Genomic DNA, 15,400 nt, shown 5'->3' with positions numbered 1-15,400 from the left:
AAGATGGCTGCGGAAGATTATATGGTTTCCTGCCTGAATAAAAAGATATTCGGCATTGAGTGTTTTGGCTGCGGCGCACAGCGCGCGATGCTTATGGTTTGGGAAGGCAGATTTGCGGAAGCTTTCCAGCTGTTTCCGGCAGTATATACGCTGATCGTTTTCGGTATTACTGTAGCCCTGCATTTTCTGGATAAAAAAAGAAATTATGCTTCTGCGCTGGTGATCATGGCCATTCTGAACTCAGTAATCATGGTTATTTCTTACTTTATGCGCAATGATTTCCTGTTTAAATAAACAACTTAAATAATAAACTATGAACGAACAGAAACTACCAAATTCCACGCTTGTGCTTGTACTGGGTATCATTTCCATCCTGGGATGCTGCTGCTACGGTATTATTGGACTGGTGTGCGGCATTGTAGGTCTTGTGCTGGCTAAAAAAGATGAAGCACTGTACCTGGCCAATCCAACACTTTACACCGATTTTCAAACCTTGAAGACCGGAAAGATTCTTTGTTATGTGGGTATTGCACTGAGCGCTCTTACAGTAATTTACATGGTAATCCTGATAATGACTGTTGGACTGGACGCACTTTCAGACCAGGAGCTTATGCAGGAAAGGTTACGTGACCTGATGGGTCAGTAAAGAAAGTACTGTCAAAGTAAAAGACCGCTCCAGTCAATGGGGCGGTCTTTCTGTTTACTATAAAATACTGTTGCTATTTTTTTGGCGGATAATTGGCCATTATTTCAGCTACAATTTGCGGAATTTGTTTTTGCTTGGATCGCGGTGAGTCTACCGAAATACCACTGCCGATTCCCTGCCAAACCAGTTTGTTGGATTTGGCATCTATAAGGTCAATGATCAGTGCACCTTCGTTATGGTTGGAAGTCCACGTGCGGCTCATGCCTACGCCCCAACCGAAAGGTCCGCCCCACCCGTACATGCCGTAAGGATTCCTGCTTTGGATGTCTTTAATCTTTTTGTGGTTAGCTTTCACATTAATAATGAGATCCGGGTTTTCCGAAACGCTGAGCCCTTTGGTTTGCAGTTGGCGGGAAACTTCGTTCAGAACACGGTCTTTGTCAATATCGTTAAGCTTAAGGTCATCAATTCTTAATTTATAGGTTCTGTAAGTGTTGAAGCTTGCGGTTTCAGCATAATCGGAACGTACGTTGAAAGGGCTGCAGGAAGTAAGTCCCAGCGTAGCCGAAGCTAGAATCAATAGAAGATATTTTTTCATAACTGCTTATTTTTTAATTGGTTTCTTGAAGGTGTCAGTTTTCTTATCGTATCCGTACGGGCAGTGTTTGCAGCCGCTTTTGCAGCAGTATCCGCGCTTCAGATGATAAGTTTCGGTAAAGACTTTATAACCCTGTTCGTTATAATAAAAGTCCTCGTTCTCTTTGATTGGATTGATTGGCATTGGTTAAAAAAGAAAAGCTGAAAATTTTATCTTTGTGCCATGATCATTATCTGGACATGGCTTCTCAAAAATACAAAAATTTCAGGGATCACCCTTTATCCCTTTATTTTCCTGAGAAATCCTGAGCTCCGCCGCAACCGAACCCTGCTGAACCACGAGAAAATACACCTGCGCCAGCAACTGGAACTATTTATCGTTTTCTTCTACCTTTGGTATGTCCTTGAGTATTTTTACTGGTATATGCGGCTCCGTAACGGCCACCGTGCTTACCAGTCCATTTCCTTTGAACGTGAAGCCTACAGCTATGAACACGACTTTAACTACCTGCGCAGACGAAAACTTTGGGGATTCTGGAAGTTTGTAGGAAAGACTTCAGCTTGAATAAACCCCAATGGAGTTGTATGGCAAGCCCAAAATGAACTGACCGTGATTATTCGGTTTCCTCCTCTTTCGGCAAAAGGCATTCGCCTTCAAATTCCGGAGCTAAGATATCCTGTTTGTTTAACCAATATTCTGAAGTAATCAACGTAAAACTTATGGAATCTTCTGTATTTAATTCCCAGATAACCGCTTCTGCTTCAGTAAATTTCTGGTCGGTGCTCATCTGTTCGGTAAATAACCTTTTGATTAGATTTCCGTCAGAAAGTCCATTATTAAAAGATTTAAGTACCATCTCCTTTGTAATTTCTCCCTCATAGCCCTCGCTGGAAACCATGGAAAAATCTGCCACTATTGCTTTTGCATTAGGGAATTTCCCGTTATATGCCTTATGCAGCAATTGGTTAATATTAAAGAGATCGTAATGCAAATCAATTTCCGGGTACTCTTCAGATACTTTGTCTAAAAGCATGTCATTGGATATCTGAGCGATCTGACCTTCATTCAGTCGTTCAGAAAGTTTATAGTTTAAAACGATTGCGGCCGCTTCATTCGGTTCGAAATCTGTAATGGCCATCTGCAGCATTTCGTTTAGATTCTCCGGTTTCAGGGTGCCCGCATCAGGAAAATTAAACCGTTCCATTAAATTGATATAGTCCTGATTCTGCCAATACCCCGTAATCTCTTCTACTGTTTTAATGCTCTCTACTGTAATTTTGAACTTCATCTTTATTTATTTCCCTACCTACTCTTAAGCTTTTCGGCATACGCTCCTTTTAAATGGTTGGTCATTTTGATTTCAGCACTTAGGTCGTGCCCGTAGTTGAACAGAGCCATAAGCCGGCCAAAAGTTGGTTTTGCACGCGATTAAGTTTTTTTGTGCGCAGAAAGTATATAACTGGTGTTTATCCCGGATGAAATGTACAAATAGTTGAACCATTCATAAAGCTTGAATTTGATTACAAGGTCATTTAGGGCAGGCAAACGTAGAGTTGAATAGCTATCTCACAGTTGTCGTACCTTATCTGTTAATCAAATACAGTTAAATAATGTTCACACCAGTCATTGCCTGTACCCTTTGCTCCAGCGGATTTCCAGCTGGGAAAACTTAGTAACTGACCATCACTTTTTGAAATGGCCCAGTAACTCCAGCAGTTCATGACTTTTCAGATAGCCGCTGTACCGGTACAGAACTTGATTATTTTCATCAAGAATAACCATCGTTGGGTAGGAGAGTTTTCCGTTTACGGCACCCAAATGAAACGCCAGCTCATGTGTTCCGGTGCCCGCGCCCGTGGGTGCAAACCAGTAGGTTTTTCCCTCCCATTTAATTGGTTTCGTATACCCGCCATTGAGTTCTGCAAAGTAAAAACCTGACTCAATCTTTGTGGCTACGTTAGCATTACCGAAGACCTTTTTCTTCATCAGTCTGCAGTAGCTGCACCAGTTGGCAGTTATAAATATAATCAGCGGACGGGCCGCTTCGGAACGGCGGATTTGTGCTTCTTCCAGTGCATGTTTATCAGTGCTTTCATTATTGCTTTGCGAAAACATCATCGTAGGAAGTAAAAACAGAATAAATGCGGCAGCCAATTTCATATCAGTCCAGTTTAAACCTGACACCCAGGAATCCACGTATTCCCTGGTTGGGTGCGTACACATAGGTGGGATCAAAGGTGAGTGCGTACGGATTTTCCGGTGTGGCGACTGCCTGGCCCGAAGGATCGAACACCACGTTTTGGTCAAACGGGTCATGGCTTCGCGCGATCAGGAAAGGGTTTCCGCGGTTCGGTGTCCAGTTCAGCAGGTTTTTTATCCCAGCATAAATTTCCCACTTCTTCAGGCCATCATAGGTTATCTGCATATTCTGTATGCTCCACCACGGTGATCTGGGTTTCCGTGGGTCCAAAGCGCCTAAAAGCGGCAGGTGCATGGGACTGTATACGTTTCCGGTATAATCCAGTAACAGATTAGAATTTCGGATCCTGTAAGATATAGCCCATGTACCGGTAAAGTTCTCAGTAAGCAACTGATGTTTTCGCACGTCGTTTTCAGTTAGTGTGTTGTCCATAAGTGTCGCACCCAGGATCAATTTCACACCGCTGCTGTGGTTCAGGTCCGCATTCAGGCTCAGTCCGCGACTTACTGCATGGCCTTTCAGATTATCGTAAATGATTTTGTTAAAGTCGGTTTCGTAATCAGGCACTATCCGGTTGGTAAAGTAAGTGTAAAAAGCTGTTGCTTCCAGATTGATAAACGTCCCTGACTCCTGATAGATTTTCTTTGTGTAATTTAGATTGGCGTTATAGGATTGCTCAGGTTTCAACCCGGTCAGGATCAGAATGTCCCGTGACCCTGTGAGTGCTGCATGGTCTTCCGTAAAGAGATTAACCACACGGAAGCCGGTTCCGGCATTGAATCTCAGGATATTCTCTTCGTTAGGTGCCCACTTGTAAGCAAATCTTGGCGTGAGGATGGATCCGTGGCTTTGATTATAATCATACCGAAGACCCGCCAGGACACTGTGACTGCTGTTGAGTTTTATTTCATCCTGGATAAAGACGCCCGGCAAAAGCACTTTTTCGGGCTGATTGGTATTGGATTGATTTACCGTGGCCGGGGTATTGTCATCATAATAAGTGTAACGCACTGCTGCACCTGCAAGCAGGTCATGTTTTCCAAAAAGGCGGTCCCAGGCCAGCTGTCCGAAGGCGACTTTCTGATTCGCAATATAACTTAACGTTCCGTAGCGGCTGTCCTGGTCATGGTTTACAAAGGAGAAACCCAGATTCATGCTCTCCCGAACCGGTAGTTGGTAGGCGCCAAAGAGTTCTCCACGGTTAGTATAAATGCTCTCGCCATAAATTTCGTTTCCGCCGCGGTAGGAACGGTTCCAGCGTACATCGCCGCCCCAGCGGTCTTCGTACAGATATCTTGCCGCAACGCTGAAAAGTCTGTTTTCAGGACGCCTGAAATCCCATTTCTGAAATACCGATATCCGATTCTGAAGCGGAACATCGGTAAACTGATCTTTGTTGTTATCAGTGGTCTCATTAGAACTGTAATAATTGACGCCGGTGAGCACGCTGATGCCTTTTCCTGCCTTCATACGGAACCCCAGATCAATATTATGCTCAGACCAGGTGGTCGACATCACGTCGGCGCTGAAAGTCGGTGCGTTTTCCGCTTTTTTGGTGATAATGTTAATGATGCCACCCACCGCTTCACTTCCGTAAAGCGAGGAGGCGGGGCCTTTCACAATTTCAATCCTCTCGACCAGGGAATTTGGAATTCCGGTGAGACCATACACGGTACCCAAAGAACTAACCATTGGCATTCCGTCAATCAGTACCATGGTATAAGGGCCTTCCAGACCGTTGATGTGTATGTCGCCGGTACTGCAGATATTACAGTTCAGTTGTGGCCGCACTCCATTTACATTCTGAAGCGCATCAAAGATATTAGGTGTTGGATTTTTCCTGAAGAATGCCGGTGAGTAAACCTCTACCGGTATTGGACTGTCTAACCGCCTTACCGGTTTCATAGTGCCGGAAATTACCACCTCGTCTATTGAAGAAGCGGTCTTTTCCGCTATCGTATCTGGAGTGGAGACTACCAGCGACGTGCTGTCTGCTGGAATGCTTTGAGAATAATACATCACCGGCAGAAATACCATTTGAAAGAGTAACCTTAATTTCATCTGTAAAGTTTGAGTTGTAAATCTACAAAAGTTAGACAACTCTAACAAATAGAAATTGCTTTACTGTTTTGGTGCTGACAGCAAAATATTTACATCAGTGATTAAGGCGAAAATGCTGTTGATTTAGGCATCGGTCCAGTATCGTCCCAAAGAGAAAGTAGAAGTCACGCATTCTGGGTAAGCAGGAATCGGACGATTTTATCTAATTCGTAGAGAAATACGGCAGTAGAATGTCCTCGAAATTATAAAGGCCACTGGTTTTGTCGGTCAGGTTACCTGCCACAAACAGCACTCCGTTACCAAAGGCATCCCGTGAAATGGATTCATGCGTAAGTCTTACCGTTTGATAGGGGAAGCCAAATACCACCTCATGCTTGCCCACGATTCCCCCTGCGCGTACAGAGTTGATCTCTGACTTCTCAACATCTAAAGCTTCAGCAATCTTGGCTGCAGTTCCGGAAATTCCGTCCTTTTCTTTAAAATGTTCTTCAACGATCACGATGTCAACATCAGGAGCAATTTTTTTCAGGAATTTGGCTGCGAACAGCAGATAGTTTACGCCCAGTGTTATATTTGGGCTCCAGAATACCACCGTTTGAGCAGCGAGCTCTTGCAGCAACTGCAGTTCCTCTTCTTTATAATGGGAGACTGCAGAAATGATTTTGATGCCACGCTCCGCTGCATAGTGACCATAGGTGTGAATCCCTGAATCCGAGGAGAAGTCGATAATAATATCCACAGGATGTTTATCCAGAAGGTCGGGCACGGTCATGCTGGCACTGGAAACGATGAGTCCGGAATCCTCAGAATCTACGCCAAGAAATTCGGCTGCATTTCTGTTTTCGAGTAGGGTACTGCGTTTGAGCACCCATTGCAGCTGAAAATTTTTATTTTGCAGAATTACATTTGCAACTGCTTTTCCTGTCTTTCCAAAACCAAGTAAACCTATTTTCATATATCTCTTTTTATACCGTTACGCAGGGGTTATTTCACTAAACGCTTCGTAAATATAAGGATTTGAAGTTTTATGACGAATTCAATTCCCGTTGGAGAGTTGTGCATGTTTTCGCCTACTGCATGCTGTCGCCTGACAATTCGTTAGAGAATTAGGTTCTATAAACAGGAAATCTGGACGTTGAATTTATAAATGCTTTTACAATTGCAGTATAAATATCATTATCGTAAATATTACTTCTCAGGCAACCATAATCCCACAGGATTATCGGTTGATATTAGTCCCTGCATCGTATTATTACCGATAAGTGATTTATTAGCCTGAAAGTGAATATTGTATTCCTTAAGTTTTAAACCAACTGAAACTAGCGTAATTGGTGATTCTTGCCTTAATTTGCCGGAACAAAACTCGCCCACTTTATTAACTAAGGAACTTACATCAGGAATCTCTACAAATGAAATTTTTATAAAGTTTCCGTTTGTAAAATCAACCTTTAAAGATTTACCGTTAGGTGGACATTCTACATCTTTTATGTGCTTCGCTATCTTCCAGGAATTATTCTCGATACGGAAGTATGTCTGTTGATCGCCATCAAACAGTTCGATGTTTAAAGCTTTAAATCCTTCATCTACATTCTCAAACCATACAAGTCGATTTTTGCCTAAGGCTATTTCTGCGTACTTGTTCTTATAATAAAAGTTCCCGCCTGCGTTTAGTAAAAATTCATTTCTTAAGTAATTAAATCTACCACTAATTTCTTCGTGATTTATTGTGCTATTGCGCCTTTTTAATTCGTGGAGCTGTTTTGTTGTCCATGCACCACCATCCGCTTGTCGATGGTGTAGGGGACAAAGTGCAATCATACCGTTTACTCTATGATGATTTTCCAAGTGCCATGGCGGATCAAAATGATGATATTCCAGATATGGAACGCTACAATTTTCTGCCGAGCACATGAATTTGGATTCATCACGTAATTGCTTGATGACACTTTTGGGAGGATATCTATTCATAATCTTAATTTACGAGCTCTAATTTAGCTTAAAGTTTAAATAGTATTCAGTTGTCTCCATGAAGCGGCACTTTTCAATTTCCGTTCTATTTTCTTTTTGATTGCAATCTTTTTCCCAACTTTGCCGGATGATTTTTCCTGAAACGGACATCCCAATTACCGAAATTCCTCTGGAAAACAGCGATGTGCGCCTTTTCATAAAAAGGGAAGATCTTATCCATCCTGAAATTTCAGGGAATAAATACTGGAAACTTTTCTACAATATCAACAGATATATGGCACAGAAGCCGGCAAATCCACGTTTGATTACTTTCGGTGGAGCTTTTTCCAACCATATTGCCGCAGTTGGTGCACTGGGAAACAGCGAAAATATACCAACAACCGGAATTATACGTGGTGATGAGCTAGCCGATAAATGGCAGGATAACCCAACACTGAGTTTCGCCGCGGCAAAGGGAATGACCTTTCGGTTTGTTTCCAGACAACAATACCGCAACAAGCCGGAACTGACTGAAATGCTGCTGCAGGAATTTCCGGAAGCCGTGGTGATACCGGAAGGAGGGACCAATGAATTGGCTGTAAACGGCGTCCAGCACATGCTGAATGAGCAAACAAAAAGTTTTGATTATCTTTGCTGCGCCGTTGGCACCGGCGGTACTGTGGCCGGGATATCAAAGTTTGCAACAGCAAATCAGAAGATCTTGGGATTTAAGACAGTAAATGATAACTCGCTTGAGGAGTCTGTATTAAGTTTTTCAGGTAAAAGAAATTTTACGCTGATTAGCGGAATAAATGATGCTTACGGCAAAATAACTGACGAAAATATTCGTTTTATAAATGTTTTTGCAGAGAAATACGGTATACAGCTGGACCCTGTGTATACAGGCAAGCTGATGCAGCATATTTTTGACCTGATAGAAGCAGGATATTTTCCTAAAGGAAGTAAAATTCTGGCTTTCCATACAGGTGGAATGCAGGGTATAGAAGGGGCAAATCTCCTGCTGAGCAGGAAGGGCCGACCACTAATTAAAACATATTAAGTTGAGTAAACAACCGCTTATGAGAAAAATATTTATTGCTTTAGCACTGATTATTTTATCACAAATTCAGGGCCAAACCTGGACCACCGACGAACAATATATTCAAAGATTTGCACCGTATGCGGTAGAGGAAATGGAAAAGTTTAAAATTCCGGCCTCAATTACCTTGGCACAGGGACTTCTGGAAACCGGTGCGGGACAAAGCCGGCTTGCAAAGGAAGGTAATAACCATTTCGGAATTAAATGCAAGGATGAATGGACGGGGAAAACGATGAGGCATAATGATGATGCTCCAAACGAATGTTTCCGCGTTTATGAGGATGTGCGCCAAAGCTACGAAGACCATTCACGCTTCCTGGCCGAAAGAAAATACTACGTCAATCTTTTTAAACTCGACATCAAAGATTATAAGGGATGGGCGCACGGTCTGAAAAAGGCTGGTTACGCCACTAATCCAAGATATGCCCAAATCCTTCTTTCAATCATAGAAAGACACAAACTTTACGAGTACGATAATACCGACTCCAAATCTGTCTATGCAGCTTTGCTAAGCAGATATCCGTCCCTACAGGACGACCGTACTTTCCTGGCACAGATGAACCCAGGCCGGAAGTCAACGGCTGACAGCCAGGCTAAAACTATTAAGGTACGTTACGAGCAGACATCCTATGCAACGCAACAGAAGAAAGTTCAGCAACTGAAGAACAGCGATCTTCTGAAGGAGGTACTGGTCAAGAATCATCCCAACGGCGGAATGAAATACCTTGTAGTTCCGGCGGATATGGATCTTATGCAGATTGCTGATAAATTCGGCATCAGCGAAAGCCGCCTGATGAAATGGAATGATATGAACAGCGGCAAACTGAAGCAGAACGATATCGTTTTTCTGGAGTCTAAAAGTGCCGAAGGAAATGTTCCTGCCTATAAAGCCGAGGTTGGCGAAGATATGCATGCTATCGCCCAGAAATTCGGCGTAAGGCTGGATAAACTTTTGGCCAAAAACCGTATGGAAGACGGTAAGAAGGTCCGTGCCGGAGACCTTGTATTCCTGCAGGGACGCAAGCCAAGATAGTTGAGAGGCCCTTTTCACATTACTTAAAAATAAACTGATGATATATCAAAGAAGTTCTGCGCTTTTTACCGAAGCGCAGCGCTATATTCCGGGCGGCGTTAATTCGCCCGTCCGTGCTTTCAAATCTGTGGGTGGAGTGCCAGTCTTTATGAAATCTGCAAAAGGAGCTTATCTTACAGATGAAGACGGCCGTACTTATATAGATTATATCAATTCCTGGGGACCTGCGATTGTAGGCCATACCCATCCGGTAGTTCTGGAGGCGATCCAGAAGCAGGCTGAGAAAGGATTTTCCTTTGGTACACCTACAGAATTGGAGACTGAAGTCGCCAGATTCATAGTGAATAATGTTCCCAATGTAGAGCAGATCCGTATGGTATCTTCCGGAACCGAAGCCTGTATGAGTGCGGTCCGTTTGGCCAGAGGTTTTACGCAGAGAGATAAAATCGTAAAGTTCGAAGGATGTTATCATGGACATTCCGATTCTTTCCTGATTAAAGCGGGAAGCGGTGCGGTAACTTTCGGCAATCCGAATTCACCGGGGATCACCCAGGGAACAGCCAGGGATACTTTACTTGCACGTTATAACGATATTGAGCAGGTTCAGGATCTTTTCCGACATAACGAAGGTGAAATAGCCGCAGTGATCATTGAACCTGTGGCTGGGAATATGGGCTGCGTTTTACCTGAAAATAATTTCCTGCAGGAACTGAGAAAGGTATGTGATGCAAATGGTGCCTTATTGATTTTCGATGAAGTAATGACCGGTTTCAGACTGGCTTTCGGTGGTGCGCAGGAGGCGTTTGGCGTAAAAGCGGACCTGGTGACTTACGGAAAGGTGATAGGCGGTGGACTTCCGGTAGGAGCTTTTGCGGGAAGGAATGAGATTATGGACCATTTGGCACCTAAAGGTGCGGTATATCAGGCCGGAACCTTAAGCGGAAATCCATTGGCCATGCGTGCAGGATTGGAAACGCTTAAGCTTATAAAAAATGATGCCGGTTTCTACGACCGCATCAACAAAACAACGGAAACCCTTGATTTTGAAATTGGTAAGATACTGAACAGTAAGGATATTCAACACCGAATTAACAGGAAAGGTTCTATGATGAGCGTTTTTTTCCATATTGCCGCTGTTTCAGATTTTGATGAGGCGCAACGTGCCAACCATTCGCTTTTTAACAATTTCTTCCATCATATGCTGAAAAACGGAATCTACCTGCCGCCAAGTGGCTACGAAACCTATTTCATCAGTGATGCAGTGAAAGAGGAGGAAATCAATCGAACTCTGGAGGCTGTTCAAAGTTTTGAATACTCAAACAAATAATAAAACCGGTTCCCCTGGGAGCCGGTTTCGTTTTTCTCATCATCAAAATATCTAGCGGGAGGCTATGGCGATCTGAACCGGCAACACATAAATATACGTTCTTTCGCGCTGTCCCTTAAACCGGAACTGCAGGTCACTTAATGCATTTTCAAGGTTTTTGTTGATGTATTTGCAGCTGCTTTCGGCATGTACGTTTTCGATTTTCCCGGTAGCCGAAATTTCAAACTTCACTACGGTATTAGTTGTGCCTTCGGTAAGTTGTGCATCAGCAAAATCGAAATTCTGCTGTATTATGTTCCTGAGTTGTGTAAAATCTTCATTATTTGATATCCTGACTTCCTCAATTAAATTATTTTGCTGTGCTTTTACAGATCCTGCAAAGCCCAATAACAGTAAAGTTACCAGCGCTGCTGTTTTAATCATTCTCTTTTTCATATTTCATTTATTTTGGGTCCTGCATATTTATTAATTCAAAGTAAGATAATTATTGTTGAATTAACAAAAGATTCATATTAAATTAACATTGGAGCCGAAAAAGTTAATATAGGATTCTGTTTAAAACGAAAAAACACCGGATGTTCCGGTGTCTTGGTGATATGAATGAAAGAAAAAAAGTTCGTTAAAACAGTCCGCTCCAGCCTGTAGCCCATGACGGGAGTCCTGTCCCGTTGCTTCCTCCTGCTCCTGTAGCTGCAGCATTTACAGTAAATGTGCCCGGAAGTACCGGCACAGTAACACCAGGAGTGGTACCTACCGCCGTAGCTTTCGCTGATGCTTCGGTTTGTACATTGTCAAATTTGACGTTGGTAATTTTGCCACCACCGTTGAAGAAGGTCACGGACTGGTCATGTTCTACATTGATACCGGTTTTCCAGCCCGAAAGAACAACATTGTCTATTGTTGCATAGGTTCCCTCTCTAAGCTTTATCCCGTCAGCCTCACCTGTAAGTGCGCCTATGAATGTTGCGTTCTTGATTGTAGGGTTCGATCTTGGGTTTGCATCTCTGTTGTTTGAATTGTTATCCGCTTCAATCCCTCTATTCCCTGTATTGTCCGCTCTTCTTTTGGTATAAACTCCGCTTACAGTACCGTTCCAGCCTTCTGTCCAGTCGAAAGCATCATCTTCATTACCTACAGAAAGGATATTGGTTGCATTTACAGTTCCGCCAAAGAATTCAATGCCGTCATCCGAACCGTTTACAACAGCCAGATTGTTTATTTGAGTACCATTGCCCACTGCGAACAGAGAAAGTCCGTTAAACTCTTTTTCAGCGGTGAAGATGGCTCCGGCATATTCTATTCGCACGAAGTTCAGCACGCCGGAGTTATCATTGGCTATGGTTCCGCCGTATGTTGCATTTCCTACTTCAGACATTGCTGTGGTTCCTTTATTTATTGGTGCGCGTCCGCAGATAACAACACCTCCCCAGGCACCGGGAGTAGCATTGGATGCCGTAAATACTACAGGAGCAGCGGCAGTACCGTTGGCAAAGATTTGTCCGCCCTGTTCCACTGTAATATAGGCTGATGTTCCGCCTGTGGCCTCAATTCTTGTTCCGGCAGGAATGATCAGCTTGCCGCCTTCTTTTACGCTTACCGCGCCGGTAAGTTTATAGACTTTAGAGGGATCCAGGGTAACCACATTTCCTGAAGTGATTTCTCCTTTGAAATTGCCCGGTTCAAAACTTCCTGCAGGTGAAGTGATTATGGGATCGTCGTCATTGCTGCAGGACTGCACTGCCAATGTGCTGGTGCTCAGAATAAGTGCTGCTGCCATTACTTTCAGATTGTTCTTTTTCATAGTAAAACTTTTTTTAGATTATTTTGGTTTTAATTTTAAAACTGATAGGATATACCGATTCCGGCGCTGATTCCTTTTTTGTAGTCCCTTACCACTACATCACCGTTGCCGTTGGCCTGAACGCGGGTGAAGTTTGTGTTGAGTAAATTTTTTGCACTGGCCGAAATGCCCAGACCGTTATTCAGGGAGAACCTTACCGTAGCGTCCAGAAGGTTCACGGATTTGTCTACCAGGTTTCCTTTGCTTTCATAACCCAAGGCATAAATATTATCCGAAATATGAGAGAGGGAGAGTACCACATCCATTGTGTTACGGTTCCACTTCTGCTCCCAGCCAAGGTTAACGTTGGCAAGAAAATCGGAAGCGCCCTGCATTTTGTCTTTTGTGCTGATAAATGAGACAGCAACCCTGGAGTTTGGGTTTTCCCTGTCTACCTTCCCGGCATCCAGTTTCTGTTCTGTGTTCAGATAAGTGGCATTCATAAACGTGTACAGTCTTGAATTTCCGTGTGTATACAGATCTTTTCTGAATTCGGCCTCTACACCGAAGATCATTCCGCTGTCGCCAGTATTAACAAACGAAACTGAATTGGAGGAGGAGTTTACAGTCACCCTGGAAATGGGATCTGTAATGTATTTACCAAATACTGTGGCTGATATCAGTTCGCCTCTTTTAGGGAACCATTCCCATTTAATGTCCAGATTGTAATTATCTGCCGGGTTCAGGTCGGTATTTCCAAAGCTGAGTTCATCTATATCTTCGTATTCAAAAGGGGCAACTTCCAGCAGAAGTGGGGTGGTATAGGTCTTTGATGCGGAGAGTCGGAGGTTGTGCAGGTCGTTCAGACTGTATTTCACGTTCAGCGCAGGCAGAATCTTAGAATAGTTCTTATCTACATCACCGTCCTGGATACTTGTATTATACAGAATCGACTGCTGCAGGTTTTCGTAGCTTACACCCAGCTGGGCAGTCAGCTTTTCGCCTGCTTTAAATTCAGCATTGGCAAAGGCACCGTGATTCATCACTTCAGACTGATAATATTGTGGAACCAGGGCCATCTCGTCGGCACCAACAATTCCGCGGAAAGTTCTGATGTCGAAGAATGCACCTGACTGGTAATTGTCATAGTTAAAGAATGCACCATAATCTTCGGGAGTTACATAATAATTTCCCGGTGCCAGTTTTACACGAAAATTGTACTGTGTAGCTCGGAAATCAGAATCCTTGAAACGACCCCGATATCCTACTGTAAACTTCAGCATGTCATTTAGCTGATAGTCTCCGTGAATATTGCCCACATAATCATTCTCCAGTAACCGGTCGAAATACCTGTGATTTGCACCGGCATTTCCGGCAATAAAGTGATATAAACCGGTGTTCCTGTTTTGAACCGAGATGTTTTGCTGTCTGTCGGGTCTTCTGCTGTCCAGGCGGTTGTAGCCAACATTCCACGAAAGTTTAAGAGGTTCGGTAATGCGGTGCTCACCTGCCACCTGGTTAATCCACAGGTCATTGGTTTTGTAGGCAGCCCTCCTAAGGTGGGCAGTTTCATTTGCGCGATCCTCATTGGTGTCCCGAATATAGCCTTCGTAAAATCCGAGTTTCTGCTCAGTAGTATGTATATAGTTGGTGGTCGCTTTTACAGTATGATTGCTGTTGATGCGGTAATTTAGGTTCAGCAAACCGGTTGTGTTGGTATCGTAGGTAAATTCCTGACCCAATAGGTCTTTTAATGGTGCTCCCGAATTATCAACTGAACGTACGATGCCTTCAGTAAAATTGTAATCATTGTCAAAGTTGCCGAATCCGAAAACACTCAGTTTACCTTCTTCGCCAATTGTGAAAGACCTGCCAAAGTCCACCCCAAGGGATGAATTGATGGGAGTAAATGTTTCTTCGTTCTGCCAGCCTGTATTAAAGGCGTAACCGAATTGGGCAATTTTAGCATTTTTGGGTTTGTTAATTTGCTTAAAGCCCAGATAGTCCGGCCCGTTCTGTAGGTAAAAGTTAGGCTTGGAAAACGCATTAAAATTAACCGATGAACCTATATTTACTTTAAAATAAGGCTTTCCGGTGTATATTTTAGACACGATGTCCACATTGGCCCCGGCCATATCGCCCCAAAGTCTGGGATTGTATACTTTTTCGAGTCCTACGAAATCAATCATATCTGTCTTTACGATGCCGAGGTCAATATTTTTATAAGCCGGGTCATTGGATGGGATAGGCAGACCATTCATAGTTGTAGAGTTACTTCTGTCGCCCAGTCCGCGAATGAAAACCTGACCGCTGCCTTCCTGTTTTTGAGCGCCGGTCGCTTTGGTTACTGCCACTGATACGTCGCTGACGCCTTGCTTCTCCAACTGTACAGCGCCAACTCTTTCTATTACTTCAGCCGATTTTCGCTGCAGGCTGATCAGGTTGCTTTCAGCACCTTTTTTTATGCTGCCGCGAAGGACTACACCTTCGATCTCTTTCTCTTTCTTAAGCGAGTCATTCGGAGCCTGCTGGCCGGAAAGTGCCTGTGCGGTTCCCAAAAGGAACATTACTCCTGCACTTAGTTTAGTGATTTTCATTTCTTGGTTTTAACTTGTTTTTCTTTCAGTGCAAAGGTCTTCTGAACTCGTCGAAATGCTGTATACGCAGTTTTAAGTTTGTTTTAATAAATGATGAACACCTAGATGCGAA

General features: G+C 43.4%; 16 protein-coding genes. 6 read left to right on the top strand and 10 right to left on the bottom strand.

Annotated elements, in window-relative coordinates; translation table 11 throughout:
- Positions 1–3: 3 nt before the first annotated feature.
- Together H1R16_RS02820 and H1R16_RS02815 are read left to right on the top strand one after the other, a co-directional pair.
- Positions 4–294, top strand: a complete 291-nt coding sequence (locus H1R16_RS02820) for a DUF2752 domain-containing protein (protein WP_181885760.1) — start codon at positions 4–6, stop codon at positions 292–294.
- Positions 295–313: 19 nt separating this feature from the next.
- Positions 314–646, top strand: a complete 333-nt coding sequence (locus H1R16_RS02815) for a CCC motif membrane protein (RefSeq protein WP_181885761.1) — start codon at positions 314–316, stop codon at positions 644–646.
- A 73-nt stretch (positions 647–719) separates the two neighbouring features.
- Here the strand turns inward: H1R16_RS02815 and H1R16_RS02810 are convergent, their stop codons facing one another.
- Both H1R16_RS02810 and H1R16_RS02805 read right to left on the bottom strand, forming a co-directional pair.
- Positions 720–1,244 (bottom strand): DUF4136 domain-containing protein, encoded by a 525-nt coding sequence (locus tag H1R16_RS02810; protein ID WP_181885762.1) that lies wholly within the window; start codon positions 1,242–1,244, stop codon positions 720–722.
- Positions 1,245–1,250: 6 nt separating this feature from the next.
- Positions 1,251–1,427, bottom strand: a complete 177-nt coding sequence (locus H1R16_RS02805) for a DUF5522 domain-containing protein (RefSeq protein WP_181885763.1) — start codon at positions 1,425–1,427, stop codon at positions 1,251–1,253.
- 39 nt (positions 1,428–1,466) lie between these two features.
- On the opposite strand from H1R16_RS02805, the gene H1R16_RS02800 reads away from it, so the two are divergent.
- On the top strand, positions 1,467–1,808 hold the full coding sequence (locus H1R16_RS02800) for a hypothetical protein (protein ID WP_181885764.1): 342 nt from the start codon (positions 1,467–1,469) through the stop codon (positions 1,806–1,808).
- Between the two features lie 49 nt (positions 1,809–1,857).
- Here the strand turns inward: H1R16_RS02800 and H1R16_RS02795 are convergent, their stop codons facing one another.
- The 5 genes from H1R16_RS02795 to H1R16_RS02775 form a co-directional block, all read right to left on the bottom strand.
- The gene (locus H1R16_RS02795; protein WP_181885765.1) at positions 1,858–2,532 is read right to left on the bottom strand and encodes a hypothetical protein; all 675 of its coding nucleotides are present in this window, start codon (positions 2,530–2,532) and stop codon (positions 1,858–1,860) included.
- 395 nt (positions 2,533–2,927) lie between these two features.
- Positions 2,928–3,404, bottom strand: a complete 477-nt coding sequence (locus H1R16_RS02790) for a thioredoxin family protein (RefSeq protein WP_181885766.1) — start codon at positions 3,402–3,404, stop codon at positions 2,928–2,930.
- A 1-nt stretch (position 3,405) separates the two neighbouring features.
- Entirely contained in the window at positions 3,406–5,505 is a 2,100-nt protein-coding gene (locus H1R16_RS02785; RefSeq protein WP_181885767.1) for a TonB-dependent receptor plug domain-containing protein, read from the bottom strand.
- Between the two features lie 202 nt (positions 5,506–5,707).
- Positions 5,708–6,460 carry a dihydrodipicolinate reductase C-terminal domain-containing protein gene (locus H1R16_RS02780; RefSeq protein ID WP_181885768.1) on the bottom strand — a complete coding sequence of 251 codons (753 nt, stop codon included), beginning with the start codon at positions 6,458–6,460 and terminating at the stop codon, positions 5,708–5,710.
- A gap of 233 nt (positions 6,461–6,693) precedes the next feature.
- Positions 6,694–7,473, bottom strand: a complete 780-nt coding sequence (locus H1R16_RS02775; protein ID WP_181885769.1) for a hypothetical protein — start codon at positions 7,471–7,473, stop codon at positions 6,694–6,696.
- A 127-nt stretch (positions 7,474–7,600) separates the two neighbouring features.
- Here H1R16_RS02775 and H1R16_RS02770 point away from each other — a divergent pair, with 127 nt between their 5' ends.
- From H1R16_RS02770 to hemL, 3 genes are read left to right on the top strand one after another with little or no spacing between them, the layout of a single operon-like run.
- Positions 7,601–8,512, top strand: a complete 912-nt coding sequence (locus H1R16_RS02770; RefSeq protein ID WP_181885770.1) for a 1-aminocyclopropane-1-carboxylate deaminase/D-cysteine desulfhydrase — start codon at positions 7,601–7,603, stop codon at positions 8,510–8,512.
- Positions 8,513–8,531: 19 nt separating this feature from the next.
- A complete protein-coding gene (locus tag H1R16_RS02765; protein WP_181885771.1) occupies positions 8,532–9,584 on the top strand; it encodes a glucosaminidase domain-containing protein in 1,053 nt (350 codons plus the stop codon).
- Between the two features lie 37 nt (positions 9,585–9,621).
- Positions 9,622–10,911 carry a glutamate-1-semialdehyde 2,1-aminomutase gene (gene hemL / locus H1R16_RS02760; RefSeq protein ID WP_181885772.1) on the top strand — a complete coding sequence of 430 codons (1,290 nt, stop codon included), beginning with the start codon at positions 9,622–9,624 and terminating at the stop codon, positions 10,909–10,911.
- A 51-nt stretch (positions 10,912–10,962) separates the two neighbouring features.
- Here the strand turns inward: hemL and H1R16_RS02755 are convergent, their stop codons facing one another.
- The 3 genes from H1R16_RS02755 to H1R16_RS02745 form a co-directional block, all read right to left on the bottom strand.
- The gene (locus H1R16_RS02755; protein ID WP_181885773.1) at positions 10,963–11,346 is read right to left on the bottom strand and encodes a hypothetical protein; all 384 of its coding nucleotides are present in this window, start codon (positions 11,344–11,346) and stop codon (positions 10,963–10,965) included.
- A 184-nt stretch (positions 11,347–11,530) separates the two neighbouring features.
- Complete coding sequence (locus H1R16_RS02750) at positions 11,531–12,712, bottom strand: hypothetical protein (protein ID WP_181885774.1); 1,182 nt, start codon at positions 12,710–12,712, stop codon at positions 11,531–11,533.
- A gap of 35 nt (positions 12,713–12,747) precedes the next feature.
- Positions 12,748–15,288, bottom strand: coding sequence for a TonB-dependent receptor domain-containing protein (locus H1R16_RS02745; RefSeq protein ID WP_181885775.1), 2,541 nt, complete (start codon positions 15,286–15,288; stop codon positions 12,748–12,750).
- Positions 15,289–15,400 lie beyond the last annotated feature (112 nt).

The sequence above is a fragment of the Marnyiella aurantia genome, assembly GCF_014041915.1.
Taxonomy (GTDB): domain Bacteria; phylum Bacteroidota; class Bacteroidia; order Flavobacteriales; family Weeksellaceae; genus Marnyiella; species Marnyiella aurantia.
Note: the sequence above shows the minus strand (reverse complement) of the source record. Positions and strands in the feature narration are given on the sequence as shown.